Origin of the sequence: Streptomyces sp. NPDC088812, assembly GCF_044750285.1 — a bacterium.
GTDB lineage: Bacteria > Actinomycetota > Actinomycetes > Streptomycetales > Streptomycetaceae > Streptomyces.
This window is the reverse complement of sequence record NZ_JBIVJP010000026.1, coordinates 125957-140532: the sequence shown is the minus strand read 5'-3', so window position 1 is coordinate 140532 and position 14576 is coordinate 125957. Positions and strand designations below refer to the sequence as shown.

At 73.1% G+C, this 14576-nt stretch carries 13 protein-coding genes and 3 pseudogenes; 8 read left to right on the top strand and 8 right to left on the bottom strand.

Translation table 11 applies throughout. From position 1 onward, the window contains the following. Nucleotides 1-181 precede the first annotated feature (181 nt). A complete protein-coding gene (locus tag ACIP67_RS36190) occupies nucleotides 182-922 on the bottom strand; it encodes a TetR/AcrR family transcriptional regulator (protein ID WP_401697597.1) in 741 nt (246 codons plus the stop codon). Nucleotides 923-1020: 98 nt separating this feature from the next. On the opposite strand from ACIP67_RS36190, the gene ACIP67_RS36185 reads away from it, so the two are divergent. Both ACIP67_RS36185 and ACIP67_RS36180 read left to right on the top strand, forming a co-directional pair. Further along, the gene (locus ACIP67_RS36185) at nucleotides 1021-2217 is read left to right on the top strand and encodes an FAD-dependent monooxygenase (RefSeq protein WP_401697596.1); all 1197 of its coding nucleotides are present in this window, start codon (nucleotides 1021-1023) and stop codon (nucleotides 2215-2217) included. A gap of 10 nt (nucleotides 2218-2227) precedes the next feature. After that, nucleotides 2228-3139, top strand: coding sequence for a Gfo/Idh/MocA family protein (locus tag ACIP67_RS36180; RefSeq protein WP_401697594.1), 912 nt, complete (start codon nucleotides 2228-2230; stop codon nucleotides 3137-3139). Here the strand turns inward: ACIP67_RS36180 and lnt are convergent. Further along, the gene (gene lnt / locus ACIP67_RS36175) at nucleotides 3057-4622 is read right to left on the bottom strand and encodes an apolipoprotein N-acyltransferase (RefSeq protein ID WP_401697593.1); all 1566 of its coding nucleotides are present in this window, start codon (nucleotides 4620-4622) and stop codon (nucleotides 3057-3059) included. The genes ACIP67_RS36180 and lnt overlap by 83 nt on opposite strands. Before the next feature lie 361 nt (nucleotides 4623-4983). Then, a complete protein-coding gene (locus ACIP67_RS36170; protein WP_401697592.1) occupies nucleotides 4984-5457 on the bottom strand; it encodes a nuclear transport factor 2 family protein in 474 nt (157 codons plus the stop codon). An 81-nt stretch (nucleotides 5458-5538) separates the two neighbouring features. On the opposite strand from ACIP67_RS36170, the gene ACIP67_RS36165 reads away from it, so the two are divergent. Further along, nucleotides 5539-5679, top strand: a complete 141-nt coding sequence (locus ACIP67_RS36165) for a hypothetical protein (RefSeq protein ID WP_401697590.1) — start codon at nucleotides 5539-5541, stop codon at nucleotides 5677-5679. 77 nt (nucleotides 5680-5756) lie between these two features. Here the strand turns inward: ACIP67_RS36165 and ACIP67_RS36160 are convergent, their stop codons facing one another. Further along, the gene (locus ACIP67_RS36160) at nucleotides 5757-6428 is read right to left on the bottom strand and encodes a TetR family transcriptional regulator (RefSeq protein WP_401697588.1); all 672 of its coding nucleotides are present in this window, start codon (nucleotides 6426-6428) and stop codon (nucleotides 5757-5759) included. A 172-nt stretch (nucleotides 6429-6600) separates the two neighbouring features. On the opposite strand from ACIP67_RS36160, the gene ACIP67_RS36155 reads away from it, so the two are divergent. Continuing rightward, the gene (locus ACIP67_RS36155; protein WP_401697587.1) at nucleotides 6601-7434 is read left to right on the top strand and encodes an oxidoreductase; all 834 of its coding nucleotides are present in this window, start codon (nucleotides 6601-6603) and stop codon (nucleotides 7432-7434) included. A gap of 789 nt (nucleotides 7435-8223) precedes the next feature. Here the strand turns inward: ACIP67_RS36155 and ACIP67_RS36150 are convergent. Continuing rightward, nucleotides 8224-8901: pseudogene (locus ACIP67_RS36150) on the bottom strand (NADPH-dependent F420 reductase); the annotation flags it as partial. 94 nt (nucleotides 8902-8995) lie between these two features. On the opposite strand from ACIP67_RS36150, the gene ACIP67_RS36145 reads away from it, so the two are divergent. Next, on the top strand, nucleotides 8996-9373 hold the full coding sequence (locus ACIP67_RS36145; protein ID WP_401697585.1) for a winged helix-turn-helix transcriptional regulator: 378 nt from the start codon (nucleotides 8996-8998) through the stop codon (nucleotides 9371-9373). 89 nt (nucleotides 9374-9462) lie between these two features. Here ACIP67_RS36145 and ACIP67_RS36140 read toward each other — a convergent pair whose 3' ends face one another. Next, nucleotides 9463-10056, bottom strand: coding sequence for a DUF4291 domain-containing protein (locus ACIP67_RS36140; protein ID WP_401697584.1), 594 nt, complete (start codon nucleotides 10054-10056; stop codon nucleotides 9463-9465). A gap of 297 nt (nucleotides 10057-10353) precedes the next feature. On the opposite strand from ACIP67_RS36140, the pseudogene ACIP67_RS36135 reads away from it, so the two are divergent. Continuing rightward, nucleotides 10354-10578, top strand: a pseudogene (locus tag ACIP67_RS36135) (DUF4291 family protein); the annotation flags it as partial. Here the strand turns inward: ACIP67_RS36135 and ACIP67_RS36130 are convergent. After that, nucleotides 10555-11368: pseudogene (locus ACIP67_RS36130) on the bottom strand (nitrilase-related carbon-nitrogen hydrolase). The pseudogenes ACIP67_RS36135 and ACIP67_RS36130 sit on opposite strands and share 24 nt — an antisense overlap. Before the next feature lie 293 nt (nucleotides 11369-11661). On the opposite strand from ACIP67_RS36130, the gene ACIP67_RS36125 reads away from it, so the two are divergent. After that, the gene (locus tag ACIP67_RS36125; protein ID WP_401697583.1) at nucleotides 11662-12777 is read left to right on the top strand and encodes an AI-2E family transporter; all 1116 of its coding nucleotides are present in this window, start codon (nucleotides 11662-11664) and stop codon (nucleotides 12775-12777) included. A 109-nt stretch (nucleotides 12778-12886) separates the two neighbouring features. Next, entirely contained in the window at nucleotides 12887-13627 is a 741-nt protein-coding gene (locus ACIP67_RS36120; protein ID WP_401697582.1) for an SDR family NAD(P)-dependent oxidoreductase, read from the top strand. Nucleotides 13628-13753: 126 nt separating this feature from the next. Here ACIP67_RS36120 and ACIP67_RS36115 read toward each other — a convergent pair whose 3' ends face one another. Then, a complete protein-coding gene (locus ACIP67_RS36115; protein ID WP_401697581.1) occupies nucleotides 13754-13933 on the bottom strand; it encodes a hypothetical protein in 180 nt (59 codons plus the stop codon). Between the last annotated feature and the right edge of the window lie 643 nt (nucleotides 13934-14576).

Sequence of the window (14576 nt, the reverse complement as noted above, 5' to 3'; positions counted from 1 at the left end):
ATCGTTTCCCAACGGGCCCGTGGCCACCACGCCTTTTTTCGCGGCAAGGCGCCGGCGGGCCGGCAGCCGCTGGGCCCACTGTCGGCTGCTGGGCCCACTGTCGGCCGCTGGGCCTTCCGGTGGCTGCTGACCCCACTGTCGGCCGCTGGGCCCGCCGGGGGCGCCGCCTGTGGGGCCGCCGTCAGCCGCCGAGCATGCCGTCGAGCAGCTCCCGAGCCCCCGCCCGCACCTCGTCCGGGCTCGGCGTCCGCCCGCCGAAGGAGCCGGCCACGCAGGAGAACATCAGCCCGTCCGCCCAGGCGACCAGGGACAGCACGTGCCGGGCGGGGTCGGCGGAGCCCGCGGCGGTGAGCAGGGCGGTGAGCCGGTCGCGGAAGACGGCGCCGGCCGCGTCGTAGAAGGTCCGCAGTTCGGGGCGGCGGGTGGCCTCCAGGGCCAGTTCGTAGCGGGCGACGAGCAGGTCGCGGTGGTGGGACAGGGAGCGGTGGACCGCCAGGGCCAGGGCCTCGGTCAGCGCGCCGCGGCCACCGCGCGGATCCGGCATCTCCTCCAGTGCCAGCACCCGGGCCTCCCGCTCGGCGAGCCGCCGCACGGCGAGTCCGAGCAGTGCCTGCCGGGTGCGGGCGAGATTGGAGGTGGACCCCTGAGGCAGCCCGCCGGCCTCGTCCACCGCCCGGTGCGTCAGCCCGCGCATGCCCCGCTCGGCGAGCAGGGCGAGCGCGGTGTCGGCGACCAGTTCGGCGCGGGAGCCGGGGGAGGGGGACGAGTCGCGGGAAGCGGGCGAGCCGGAGGGAGTGGACGGGCCGCGGGAGGCAGGCCTGTCGGAGGGAGTGGACGGGGTCCGGGAGGCAGGCGTGTCGGAGGGAGCGGACGGAGTCCGGGAGGCGGGCGTGCCGGAGGCGGCGGAGGCTGGCAGGGGCATGGGACCAACCTACCGTCCGCACTACACCCGTAGTATCGTCACATCCATCACCTCACTACAGGTGTAGTGAGGTGGGGTGTCCGACCCGAGGAGGAGCCATGGCACAGTCGCCGCACGCGGTCGTCGTCGGGGGAGGGATCGGCGGCCTCACCGCCGCCGCGGCCCTGCACCGACGCGGCCTGCGGGTCACCGTCCTGGAGCGGGCCCCGTCCCTGGCCCCCGTCGGCGCCGCCATCTCCCTGGCCCCCAACGCGCTGCGCGCCCTCGACGTCCTCGGCGTCGGCGACCGCGTCCGCGACCTCGCCGCCTGGCAGGGCGACGGCGGCCTGCGCACCCCGCGCGGCCGCTGGCTCTCCCGCACCAGCGCGGACGCGGTGGCCGCCCGCTTCGGCGGCCCCCTGGTCCTGCTGCACCGGGCCACCCTCGTGGACACCCTCGCCGCACTGCTCCCGCCCGACGCCGTCCGCACCGGCACACCCGCCGGCCTCGCCGACCCGGGCGGCACCGGCCGCCCGGCGCGTGTGACCACGCCCGACGGCGAACTGGAGGCCGACCTGGTGGTCGCCGCCGACGGCATCCACTCCGCCGTACGCCGGACCCTCTTCCCCGACCACCCCGGCCCGGTGTACACCGGCTTCACCACCTGGCGGATCGTGATCCCGCTGCCCGGCGTCGAGTTCGCCTCCCACGAGACCTGGGGCCGGGGCAGCCTGTGGGGATCCCACCCGCTCCAGGACGGCCGGGTGTACGCGTACGCCGCCGCCACCGCCCCGGCCGGGGAGCGCGCCCCCGACGAACGGGCCGAACTGCTGCGCCGCTACGGCGACTGGCACCACCCCGTCCCCGACATCCTCGCCGCCACCCGCCCCGAGGACGTCCTGCGGCACGACGTCCACCACCTGGACGAGCCGCTGCCCGCCTTCCACCGCGGCCGTGTCGCCCTCGTCGGCGACGCCGCGCACGCGATGCCGCCCTCCCTCGGCCAAGGCGGCAACCAGGCGGTCGAGGACGCGGTCGTCCTCGCCCACCACTGCGCCGACCTTCCCGCCTACACGGCCGCCCGGCTGCCCCGTACGACGGCCGTCACCCGGCAGGCGCTGCGCACGGCCCGGCTCAGCATGGCCGCCCACCCCGTCGCCGTCGCCGTACGCGACACCGCGGTGGCCGCGCTGTCGGCGTTCGGGCCCGCCCTCTTCCTGCGCGGCTTCGACGGGATCGCCGACTGGCGGCCGCCGCGGTCCCCGTATGCTGCCGTCCAGGCGGACATGGACACGCACAGCGCGGACCAGCAGTGAAGGAGCCCCCGTGAAGGTCGGCTGCATCGGACTCGGCGACATCGCGCGGAAGGCGTACCTGCCGGTGCTCGGCGCGCTGCCCGGTCTCGAACTGCACCTGCACACCCGCACACCGGCCACCCTGGACCGGGTCGCCGACACGCTCCGGGTGCCCGCCGGGCAGCGGCACCGGGACCTCGACGCGCTGCTCGCCCAGGGCCTGGACGCCGCGTTCGTGCACGCCCCCACCGACGTCCACCCCGAGATCGTCACCCGGCTGCTGGAGGCGGGCGTCCCCACGTACGTCGACAAGCCGCTGGCGTACGAACTCGCCGACTCCGAGCGGCTGGTGGCGCTCGCGGAGGAACGCGGGACGAGCCTCGCCGTCGGCTTCAACCGGCGCCACGCCCCCGGCTACGCGCAGTGCGCCGACCATCCGCGCGAGCTGATCCTGATGCAGAAGAACCGGATAGGGCTGCCCGAACAGCCCCGCACGATGATCCTCGACGACTTCATCCACGTCGTGGACACCCTGCGGTTCCTCGCGCCGGGCCCGGTGGACGACGTGACCGTGCGGGCCCGGGTCGTGGACGGGCTGCTGCACCACGTCGTCCTCCAGCTCGCCGGGGACGGCTTCACCGCGCTCGGCGTCATGAACCGCCTCAGCGGCTCGAACGAGGAGATCCTCGAGGTCTCCGGGCAGGACACCAAGCGGCAGGTCGTCAACCTCGCCGAGGTCGTCGACCACAAGGGCCAGCCGACCGTGCGGCGGCGCGGCGACTGGGTGCCGGTGGCCCGCCAGCGCGGCATCGAACAGGCCGTCCTGACCTTCCTGGACGCCGTGCGCGCGGGCAAGGTGCTCAGCGCGCGGGACGCGCTGGCGACGCACGAACTGTGCGAGCGGGTGGTCCGGGCGGTGGCGGAGCGCTCCGCCGCGTCCTGACCGTCCGCGCCCCCTCCGCCAGGCACACGGCCGCCAGGACCAGCAGCGCCGCGTGGGCCGGCCAGTCGCCGAAGCGGACGTACGGGGTGGTGCCCCCGGTGAGCGGCACCTCGCGGACGGCCGCGGTGCTCGCGTCCGTCCCCAGCACCGGGCCCAGCCGCCGGCCGCTCGCGTCGTACACCGCGGAGACGCCCGTCAGCGTCGTGTGGACGAACGGCCGGCCCGTCTCCGCGGCGCGCAGGGCGCCGAGCGAGGCGTGCTGCGCGGGCGCCCAGCTCCGCTGGAACGTCGACGTCGACGACTGCGCGACCAGCACGTCCGCGCCGTCCGCCGCCAGATGCCGGCTCATGTCGGGGAACGCGGTCTCGAAGCACACCATCGGGCCGATCCGCAGCCCCGCCCCGACGTCCATCACGACCTGCCCGCCACCGCGCCGGCGGTCCTCGCCGGCCGCCTTGCCGACCGAGGTCGCCCAGCCGAGCAGCGAACGGGCCGGGACGTACTCGCCGAACGGCACCAGACGCATCTTGTCGTACCGGTCGCCGGTCGCGCCGTCCGGTCCGATCAGGATCGAGCTCTTGTAGATGCCGGGCCGGTCGGAACGCCGGGCGTCCACGTTGACCAGGATGCCGGCGCCGGTCGCCCGGGACAGCTCCGCCAGCCGCCGCGCCAGGTCGGGCCGGTCGTCCAGGTCGTACCCGACACCGCTCTCGCCCCAGACGATCAGGTCGACGTCCTGCCCGGCGAGCCGGCGCGTCAGCTGTTCCTGCCGGTCGAAGCGGCGCTCGGGCCCCTCGACGACGCCCGGCTGCACGACCGCGATCCGGGCCTGCCCCGTCACCTCCGGACGCGGCGACCACACCCACGCGGTGCAGGCCGCGGCCGCGGTGGCCACCAGCCCCGCGACGGCCGGCACCCGGTGCGCCGGGACGGCGACGAGCACGGCGACCGCCACGTTCACGGCCACCACCAGGAAGCTGAGCAGCCACACCCCGCCGACGGACGCCAGCCGCAACGCCGGTTCCACCTGCCACTGACTGGCGCCGAGCACGCCCCACGGCCCGCCGAGGCCCTCCCAGCTACGGACGAGTTCCACGGCCAGCCAGCCCGAGGGCAGCACGACGAGCGCGGCGACGACCCGCCCCCGCGCGGGCACCCCCGCCAGGAACCGGCGCACCAGCCAGCCCCACGGCCCCCACAGCGCGCCCAGCAGCGCGGCGATCACCAGGGTGAACACGTGCAGGAACGGCAGCAGCCACAGATGCATGGCCAGCATGAAACCGAACCCGCCGCTCCAGCCGTCGTACACCGCCCGCCGTCCCGTCGGCGCGGAGCGCACGAGCAGGATCCAGGGCACCAGCGCGAGGAACGCCCACCACCACAGGGCCGGCGCCGGGAACGCCGGCACGGGCAGCGCGCCGGCCAGCGCCACGACGGCCGACCGTCGCCACGGAGAGGTGAGCAGGAGACCGAACGTCTTCATACGGCACCTCCCTACCCGCTGGTGGCTCCAGTGTGCGCACCCGCGGTGATCTCCGGCCAGATGGCCTCGCGGCGGGAGGCAGGGACGGACGGCCGCGCGGCGGGAGGAGGGGCCGGACGGCCGCGCGGGCAGAGGCAGGGCCGGACGGCCGCGCGGGCAGAGGCAGGGCCGGACGGCCGCGCGGCGGGAGGAGGGGCCGGATGGCCCCGCGGGCGGGAGGCAGGGCCGGACGGCCTCGGGAGCGTGGAGCGGGAGGAGGGGTCAGATGGCCTTGGAGGCGGGAGGAGGGGTCGGATGGCCTTGGGGCGGGAGGAAGGGAGAGGGCACGGGACGCGGCGACGGACCGCAGGCCTGCCGCCCGTCAGGGGACGCTGTCCCCGCCACGAGGCCGGCACCACATCTCCCGGGCGACCACCTCCCGCACCCGCCAGCCGTCGTCCGTGCGCAGCAGGCCGAAGGCGTACCGGCCGCCGCGGACGACGTCGGGCGCGGCCGAGGAGCCGTCGCCGGCGAGCCGCAACGCGGAGACGTAGTCGGCCCGCAGCCGGGCGGTGTCACCCCGGTCGCGTTCCAGGACCCCGAAGCGGAGGCGGCGGTTCACGACCAGGTGCTGGCGCACCGGGAACACCCCCAGACTCTCCGCGAGCCACTGGGCGACCGGCCCGACGGGCCCCTCGGGCCCGCCCGCGGACCGGTAGTCGGCCCGCCCGTCCGGCGCGAACAGCTCCCGGTACGCCGACCAGTCCCCGTCCTCGACGGCCACCGCGTAGTCGGTGACCAGCTCGTCGACGGCCAGCCGGTCCATCACGGTGGCGAGCTCCGCACGCTGCGTCATGGCCCGAGTGTTGGGCATGGGCCGGGCCCAGCCAAGAGGCGTGCGACGACCGGCGCGCACGGACCCGCGGCATCCCGGTCCGTGGGGCGGCACCCCTCGGGTGCCGGTGGCACCCCGCTCTCGGTCGTCGCGTTCACCGTCGCCGACGGCCGGATCACCCACATCACGATCGTGATCGACCCGGCCGTGCTCGCGCTGATGGACCTGCCGGATCCGGCGTGAGTCCCAGGCGACGTGGTGATCCGACGGAGCCCGGCACGGCGTGCCCCGGACATCCGTGCCCGCTCCCCGCTGCTGTGTCAGCTACGGACGAGGAGACCCGTGAGCAGTACGGTCAACGCCTGATGCAGGGCGTCCGGGAAGGCCGAGTCCATGAACGCGAAGCTCGGGTCGGCGTCATAGACGGCGCGCACCGCGGGTGCGGGGTGGGTGTGGGTCCACAGACCGCAGATCAAGACGATGATCAGGTTGGCGCCCTGTTCGGAACGCGGTCGATCGAGCTCGGGGAAGAGGTGCCGCAGCAACTCGGCCAGTCCCCGCAGGCTGTCGCGGGCGCCTTCCTTGTATCGGGTCGCGACCTCGATGGAGATGTTGTGCTCCAGTACGCCGGCCTGCGCACTGAGCAGTTCACACAGCATCGGTCGGGCGGCGAAGGATGCGGTCAGTCCGGATGCCGCGGCTTCGATCCTGGCGTCCAGAGGATCGCGCGCGTCGACCAGTGAGCGGAGCTGTTCGCCCTCTTCCGCCAGCATGTCACGGGCGCTCTGGTCGAGCAGGTCGAGCAGCACGGCTTCACGTGTTTCGAAGTAGCGCAGCACGTTGGACTTGGCGAGCCCGACGCGGCGGCTCAGCTCATTGAGGCTCATCGCGGAGACCGGCATCTCGGCGAGCATCGCTGCGGCGGTCCGCAGGATGCTCTGCCTTCGCGCCGAGCGTTGTTCCTCGCTCCTCGCCCGCTGGAAGGTGGCCATGTCCGGAGTCTACAGACTGGCAGTCTCTTGATTACAGACCGCCGTCCTCTTGTGTGTAGACCGCCGGTCTCTTATGTTTGTGGCAGTGCCGAGCCCTACCCGGCCGTGGGCCTGCGTGTGTCGGTATGCAGCAGCCCTGGCGAATCCACGCGACGCGAACAAGGGAACTCTCATGTCGAACAAGGTTGCACTGGTCACAGGAGCCTCCTCCGGTATCGGTGAGTCCACCGCACTCCGGTTGCAGAAGGCCGGATTCACCGTCTACGGCGCCGCGCGGCGCGTCGACCGCATGGGCGCGCTCGCCGCCGCAGGCGTACGCACGCTGGCCCTGGACGTCACCGACGGCACGTCGGCGAAGCACGCGATCGGCAGGATCATCGAAGACGAGGGGCGTATCGACGTCCTGGTCAACAACGCCGGATACGGCTCCTACGGAGCTCTGGAGGACGTCCCCCTGGACGAGGCCCGTGCCCAGATCGACGTCAACCTCTTCGGCCTGGCCCGCCTCACCCAGCTCGTGCTGCCCCACATGCGCGCCCAGCGCAGCGGCACGATCGTCAACATCAGCTCCATGGGCGGGCGCTTCGCCACCCCGATGGGCGCCTGGTACCACGCCAGCAAGTTCGCCGTGGAAGGGCTCAGCGACGCGCTCCGGCTCGAACTGAAGCGGTTCCACATCGACGTCGTCCTCATCGAGCCCGGCTCGATCCGTACCGAGTGGGGCGGGATCGCGGCCGGCAAGCTGCGCACCATCTCAGGTCGCGGCCCCTACGCCGAACAGGCCGAGGCCATGGCGAAGTCCCTGGAAAGCAGCACGCAGGGGGCCCGGATGACCTCTCCCCCTTCCGTGATCGCGGACGCGGTGACCAAGGCCGCCACGACCCGCCGCCCGCGCATCCGCTACCGCGTCGGCTTCGGCGCCCGCCCTCTGATCCTGCTCAGTCGGCTCCTGCCCGCCCGCGCCTTCGACACCCTCATCAAGCGAGGCGCCGGCGTACCGGCCTGATCCCCGGCCCACGAGGAAAGGTCCCCTGTCGTCCAGCCCCGTCGATCCTCGCCCTCAGACCCCGTCCGTGCCGTCCTCTGCCCGGACTCTGCCGCTATGCCGACCGGCTGCCCACCCGGAGACTTCGGACGGACACACTCCTCACGCCACCCCACGCCGTGCTCGGCCAGGTCGACGCAGGCGCATCGAGCCGCCCGCACGCTGCCTGTATGTCCACACCAGCATCTTCCGGGAGCGCCGCGCTGCCGAGCGCGGCCGACGGTTCGACCACAAGGCCGGCGGGGTCGAGGAGCATCGCCGTACCGGCGGTGCACGCCCCCTCCTGGACCAGGACGGCGCCGTCGGCGACCAGCTCCCATCTCGTCATCGTCGTCCACCAGTTTCATCCCGATGCCCGACGCGTGGTTGCGATCAAGCTCGGCCGCGGTCGCGAAACGGGGTGCCACGACGGTCGCGTCGAGCCCCCGGCCGCGACCGGACCATGTGAGGCTCGACGCGACCGGACCATGTGAGGGCCCGGCCGAGGCCGCCCGCGCCGGCGCACACCACGGCCGGCGAGCAGGCTCGCGACAGAAGGGCATGGACGACGCCATCGACGCGGCCGTCGGCGACACGCCCGACACCGCTCCGCTGCGCGCCCTGCTCGCCGCTCCCCGCTGCGTATCCACAGAGCCGCCGTGCGGCCGGGCTGCCGGTCACGATCGTCGGTCGATGGAGCACGCGGCTTGGCATGGATCTCAACGAACCGCGTGCAGAGCCTGTCGTGGGGGATCATCGAGCGGGTGAGAGTCAGGCCTGCCCCTGTGAGCCGGCGCGCCAGTCGTCCGAGGGGACGTGAGGGACGGCGGAGCGAGGGTCGAAGCCTGCGAAGGCCAAGCCGATCACGAAACCCGCCACCTCCTCCAACTGGCGGACGCGATCCAGCGTCCCCAAAGTCGCCGGGACTCCGCCGACGTCACGGACCAGTTCACCGACTACGTGCAGGGCGGTCGCATCGTCGCCGCACATCGCCACCGTCGCACATGGCCGGCCACCACCGGTCGGGCTCCTCCACTGGGCAGCGGGAAAGAGATGGAACGCCTTCACGACCCGGGCTCCCGGAGCAAGTCCGGCGATGCGCCCCGCCATCGCCTCGCCGTGTTCGGTGAGCAGAGTGCCGACGCCATGGGTGACGGCGTTCGTGGGATCGATCAACGGCATCCCTCGGAGCACGCCGTCGGACGCGCCCACCCTTTCCAGCATCTCTTCGACACCGTCCCAGGACACGGCGAGGAGCACCGCATCGCGCTCGGTGACCGCCTCACGCGGTGCGACAGCGAGCACGCCGTGGCCCAGCCGTTCAGCGAGCTTCTCGGCCTTGACCTGTGACCGTCCGCCGATCACCACCTCATGTCCCGCACGTGCCCAGCCCTCGCCCAGGGCCGCGGCCAGTGCCCCTGTTCCCAGGATCCCGATGCGCATCTGTCTGTGCCTCTCCCCTAGTGGTCGGTCCGGTGGTCACGGTAGGGAAGGCGTTACGCACCGATCAGTGCGTGACCGGCGCGGGATGATGGACGGTGAGATGACTGATCACGACGCCCACTGCTATGAGTCGGTCGCCGATTGCCGTTTGCGCGCGGCCACCGATCTCTTCGCCCATACCTGGGATCCCGTTGTACTGGCGGCGCTTCGCCCGGGACCCCGCCGACGCCGCGCGTTGCACGTCGCGATCGGCGGCATCAGCGACAAGGTGCTGACCGACTCCTTGCACCGCCTGCTCGCGAGCGGGCTGATCGAGCGCCATCCCCGTGCCGAAGCACCGCCACGCGTCGACTACGCCCTGACCGACTTGGGGCAGAGCCTGGTCGAGGGCCCGATGATGGCGCTCGGACGCTGGGCGATCGAGCACGGTGACGAACTTCTTGAAGCCCAGGAGAGCAGTACCGCGAGAGGTTGCTGAGCGAGGCTCGACGTGGATCATCAGGCCGCTTTCGTGGACTTCATCCATGGTGCCGGCCTGACCGTGAACGGCTGCCGGCGTGTTGCTGGTCAGGGCCGCAGGTGGGCGAGCAGTTCGTCACCGGCGGGGTATCGCTGTTCCTGGGGAAGCAGCCGTGCCGCGGAGTCCGGATCGCCGTGATTGACGAGTGTGCGGATTTCTCGGGCGAGTGGAGTCACGTCGCTGATGGACACGATCCACTCGTCCGCGTAGCGCGACGATGCCTCGCCCGAGAGTCCGAGTTGCAGCGAACGGTGCGGCAGGGGACGCAGGTTCAGGTCGCGTTCGGGATCCCACTGGACACGGGCCGGTGCGCGCTTGAGTTCACGCTGCCAGGTGCCACGATCGGGATGCAGGCCGCGAACATAGCTCGACAGGCAGGCGTGGCGCAGTGCCCAGTCGAAGCCGACGCGAGCGATCTCGACGGCAAGAACGGTCTCCTGCCCGGGGCTGGTGCCCCAGTTGGAGCGGTACATCATCCACAGGAAGCTGGGTTTGATCCACGTCATGCGATTCCGCAGCCACGTGGAGGGAAAGCGGCCGTCGCGGACGGCGGTCACTCCGATGTCAGGGGCGTAGGCCTGGTAGACGGTGATCGTGGATGCCGTGTGGAGCGCACGGATTTCACGGTGCGGTTCTTCCATGGCGTACAGCGTGGGATCGTCCAGCTCTGGTGGCCACCGATTTTCGACCGCGGCTCGCTGCGGCGGAGCAGGACGCCCCCGGTCCGTTCCCACCAGGGCATGCGCTGGGCATCCGCTGCGTGTGGCCGGTCAGGGGCCCCGGATACGTGCAAAGGTCCATGAACGCGGCTTGACATGGGTCATCGAGCCGGGTTCACAGCCCTCATCCAGCGCAGCAGCTCTGGCCCCAGAGGGAGCTACTCCACCTCGATGCCGAAATCCTGAACGAGTTCCTCCAGTCCGCCCGTGTAGCCCTGGTGGGACCCGGAGCGGGACCTGTGCCTCCGACCCCTGCCGTACCGGGCCCTGCAACTCGGCCTCTCCGGTGAGGCCGCACGACGTGACGCGGACGCGTGGACGGCCGGCATCCGCGACGTCACCTCCCTCGCCCAGGAGGTCCAAGCCCTCGTCAGCGAGGGGGACCTGCGCTCCGCGACGGGGGAGTGCGCGCCGGCGGGGTCACCGCCCCCCGGGGGCTCTGATGGACAGGACGCGATCGCGCAGTACGGGGAGTTCGGAGCGGATCCGGGTGACTTCCTTCATGTCGACCTCCACCGTCACCGTCTCCTCCGCGGTGCGGGCCTCGCCCAGGACGGTTCCCCAGGGGTCGACGACCACACTGTGCCCGGCCTGACGCACACCGTCGTGGGTGCCCGTCGCGCAACAGGCCAGGAGGAAGACCTGCTCCTCCAGGGCCCTCGTACGGGTGAGGAGCCGCCAATGGGCGAGCCGGGCGGCGGGCCACGCGGCCGGCACCGCGATCAGTTCCGCGCCCGCGTCGAGCAGACCCCGGAAGAGTTCGGGGAAGCGGAGGTCGTAGCAGACGGCAAGGCCGATGACACCGAAGTCGGTGGGCGTGGTGACGATGTCGACGCCGCCGCCCATCAGGGTCGCCTCGCCGGTGTCGAAGCCGTATCGGTGGATCTTGCGATAGCGGGCGCGCAGTTCGCCGTCCCGGTCGAAGAGGAGAGCGGTGTTGTACAGCGTCCCGTCCCCGTCCCGCTCGACGATCGATCCGGCATGGAGCCAGGCTCCGGCCTGACGGGCGGCGGCGGACATGACCTCGGCGGTGGGCCCGTCGGCCCCTTCGGCATCGCGCCCCCAGCTGTCGTACGACCACGCTCCGGCCGTCCACAGCTCCGGCCGTCCACAGCTCCGGCAGGACCACGAGATCGTCACCCGCCCGGCCGCGGACCAGCGCAGCCGCCCTGCGACGGCGCTCGTCGACGGAGTCCGACGCGTCGACCGACAGTTGTATCAGCGAGGCACGCACGGCGCTCACCTCCGTGACCGCGTCCGCACGGTCCAGGGGAACCTGTTCCCTCACGAGCGTAGGCAGCGGCGCGCGTATCTCGCTTCCCGTGGCAGGCGGGGCGGTCTCGGACAGCAGATCCATGTCCGGTGGCGAAGGAAGCGGTGCGGCGACGCGATGCCGGAGAGCCGCGCCCACGTACGCGCCGGCCAACTCCAACGCCCCACCGCGCCGTTGTCGCCGGAAACAGCCCCGCCCGGCCCCTGCGGACGCGCTGATCCACCTGTGCCGGGAGGCCGCATAGGGTGGCACCCATGCCTGCCCCGTTGAGTCCCGAGAGGACCCGCGCCGCGCTCCGCACGTCCGCGCGCATATCCGTCGACCTGCTGTTGCTGCTCGTCATGCTCGCCGTGGCCCTGTGGGTCCTGGGCCGGATGTGGTCGGTGGTCTGGCCGCTCGTCGTCGGCCTGCTCATCACGACGCTGACCTGGCCCCTGGCGCGTTTCCTGCGGCGTCACGGGTGGCCTCCCGCCGTGGCCGCGTCGGCGGTGACCGTGCTGTTCCTGCTGGTCGCCGTCGGCGTCATGGCGCTGATCGCCGTCCCGGTGGCGTCCCAGTCCGGGGAGCTGACCGACGGCGTGGTCGAAGGCCTGCAGAGACTGCGCGAGTGGGCCGCCGGGCCGCCGTTGAACATCGGCGACGACCAGATCACGAAGGCCTTCGACTCCGGGGTCGCCCGCGCCCAGGACGGCCTCGGCAGCATGGTCACCACGGTCGTCACCGGGGTGAGCACCGTGGTCAACGGTGTGGTCACCGCCGTCCTGGCGGTGTTCCTGATGTTCTTCTTCCTCAAGGACGGGCCGCGGTTCCTGCCGTGGCTGTCCCGGCAGCTGCCCGGCCGTCTCGCCACCGACGTCCCGGCCGTGGCCGAGCGCAGCTGGGAGACCCTGGGCGCGTTCGTGCGGTCCCAGGCGGTCGTCGGCCTGCTCGACGCCGTCCTGATCGGCCTCGGCCTGTGGGTCCTGGACGTGCCGCTGGTGCTGCCGCTGGCGGTGCTGACCTTCGTCTCCGCGTTCGTGCCGATCGTGGGCGCCCTGTTCGCCGGTTTCGTCGCGGTGCTCATCGCCCTGGTGTCGAACGGCCTGACCGACGCGCTGATCGTGCTGGCCGTCATCGTGGTGGTGCAGCAGCTCGAGGGCAACGTGTTCCAGCCGATGATCCAGAGCCGGGGCCTCGGCCTGCACGCCGCGGTCGTCCTCCTGGCGGTGACGCTGGGCGGCAGCCTCGCCGGCATCGTGGGCAGCCTGCTCGCCGTGCCGGTCGCCGCGGTGATCGCCGTGGTCTGGAACCACGTGCGCGAGCAACTCGGCGACCCGCCGCGGGACCTGGACGCCGACGGGTCGCCTGCCGGCGCCGCCGTTTCGTCCTGACGGACAGGTGCCGCCCGGTCCGTGCCGGTTCCGCGCCGCGCCGGGCCGCGCGGGGAGCCAGGCCGCGTAGGCTCGCCACGGTGATCACCGACGGAGGCAGGAGATGGTCATGAAGCGGCTCGTCACCGTCGTCACGGGCGGCAGCCGGGGGATCGGCGCCGCGGTCTGCCGACGGCTCGCGGCCGACGGGCACGATGTGGCAGTGGGGTACGTCCGTGACGCCGACGCCGCGGAGGCGGTGGCCGACGCGGTGCGGGCGGCCGGTGTCCGCGCCGTCGCGGTGCGGGTCGACACCTCGGTGGAGGCCGACGTGGAACGGCTCTTCTCGGTCGCGGAGGACCGGCTCGGGCCGGTGACGGGGCTGGTGAACAACGCCGCCGTGACCGGTCTCCTCGGGCCCCTCGTCGACGCCGGCACCGACGACCTGCGCCGCGTCGTGGACGTCAACCTGCTGGGCGTGCTGCTGTGCGCGCGGCGGGCGGCGCAGCTGATGACGCCTCGGGGCGACGGCGTGATCGTCAACATCTCCTCGGCGGCCGCGACACTCGGCAGTCCCGGCGAGTACGTCCACTACGCGGCGACCAAGGCCGCTGTGGACGCCCTCACCGTGGGCCTGTCCAAGGAGCTGGGGCCCGACGGAATCCGCGTCAACGCGGTGGCGCCCGGCGTGACCGACACGGAGATCCACGCCGCGATGGGCGATCCGGACCGGCCCCGGCGGGCCGCCGCCTCCATCCCGCTGCGGCGGCCGGGCCAGGCCGAGGAGATCGCGGCGGCGGTGGCGTGGCTGATGTCGCCCGAGGCGTCGTACACGACGGGGGCGGTGCTGCGGGTGGCGGGGGGTCGGTAGGCCGGGCCTCGGCGGGCGATGGGTGGGGAGGGAGGCGAGAGGCTCCGTGTCCGGGGAGTGAGGCGAGAGGTTGCGCGTCCGGGAGGGGCGGCGAGAGGTCCCGCGTGCGGGGGCGGACGGCGGGCGTCAGGCCGCCTCGACCACCTCGTCGCGGATCGCCGCCGCCCACTCCACCACCAGCAGCTCGTACTCGACCCGCTCCTGCGCCGACAGGGACCCGCCCGAGCGCCGCCACAGGGCCCGGATCTGCTCGTTCAGCTCGGCGGCAGACCGCACGGAACCAGGGGTGGAAGATGTGGGGGACATGTGCCACAGCGTAGGCGCAAGCACTGACACTGCGCTACCGGCCGACTACGCGGACCGTACGGGTTCGGTCACCGCCGTCGTCCGGCCGACCGGGTGACCGGCGGTGCGCGGGCGGGTTCCGTACGGCTCGCTCACGTTGCCCGTCGTCAACGGCGAACGGGGTGCCGCGTGCCGCGTGCCGCGTGCCGCGTGCCGCGTGCCGCGTGCCGCGTGCCGCGTGCCGCGTGCCGCGCGCTTCCGGCGGCACGTCGCGCCCGGCCGCACGTCGAAAGCCGCGCGGCGGGCCGACGGCACGTCGGGCGTGGCGGGTGGGGCGGCTGCCGATCGTGCTGAGGGCCGGTCCGCGGGGACGGTGTCCGTGGGGCGTGGGCGGTGGGCGGTGGCGGTGGGCCGTGGGCGGTGGCGGTGGGCGTGGGCGGTGGGCGTGGGCGGTGGGCGTTCGGGCCCCGGGGCGGGTCCCGTGGCCGTGTCCTGCCCGGCGCGAGCAGCCGGGGGCGGCGTCGAGTCTGTCGCGGGGCTCGCCGTGGTCCAGCGCGCCGACCTCCCCGTAGGGCCTCGGCCGATCAACCGTCGAGCGCGCCGGTCACACCGTCGTAGGGGCCCGGCGGACCCGTGACCGGAAACCGAGCCCGGCGTTTCCCAG

Bases quoted from the DNA above. Each gene is read 5' to 3' on its own strand.
- ACIP67_RS36190 (WP_401697597.1), bottom strand. From the start codon at position 922: ATGCCCCTGCCAGCCTCCGCCGCCTCCGGCACGCCCGCCTCCCGGACT.
- ACIP67_RS36185 (WP_401697596.1), top strand. From the start codon at position 1,021: ATGGCACAGTCGCCGCACGCGGTCGTCGTCGGGGGAGGGATCGGCGGC.
- lnt (WP_401697593.1), bottom strand. From the start codon at position 4,622: ATGAAGACGTTCGGTCTCCTGCTCACCTCTCCGTGGCGACGGTCGGCC.
- ACIP67_RS36170 (WP_401697592.1), bottom strand. From the start codon at position 5,457: ATGACGCAGCGTGCGGAGCTCGCCACCGTGATGGACCGGCTGGCCGTC.
- ACIP67_RS36160 (WP_401697588.1), bottom strand. From the start codon at position 6,428: ATGGCCACCTTCCAGCGGGCGAGGAGCGAGGAACAACGCTCGGCGCGA.
- ACIP67_RS36155 (WP_401697587.1), top strand. From the start codon at position 6,601: ATGTCGAACAAGGTTGCACTGGTCACAGGAGCCTCCTCCGGTATCGGT.
- ACIP67_RS36145 (WP_401697585.1), top strand. From the start codon at position 8,996: ATGACTGATCACGACGCCCACTGCTATGAGTCGGTCGCCGATTGCCGT.
- ACIP67_RS36140 (WP_401697584.1), bottom strand. From the start codon at position 10,056: ATGGAAGAACCGCACCGTGAAATCCGTGCGCTCCACACGGCATCCACG.
- ACIP67_RS36125 (WP_401697583.1), top strand. From the start codon at position 11,662: ATGCCTGCCCCGTTGAGTCCCGAGAGGACCCGCGCCGCGCTCCGCACG.
- ACIP67_RS36120 (WP_401697582.1), top strand. From the start codon at position 12,887: ATGAAGCGGCTCGTCACCGTCGTCACGGGCGGCAGCCGGGGGATCGGC.
- ACIP67_RS36115 (WP_401697581.1), bottom strand. From the start codon at position 13,933: ATGTCCCCCACATCTTCCACCCCTGGTTCCGTGCGGTCTGCCGCCGAG.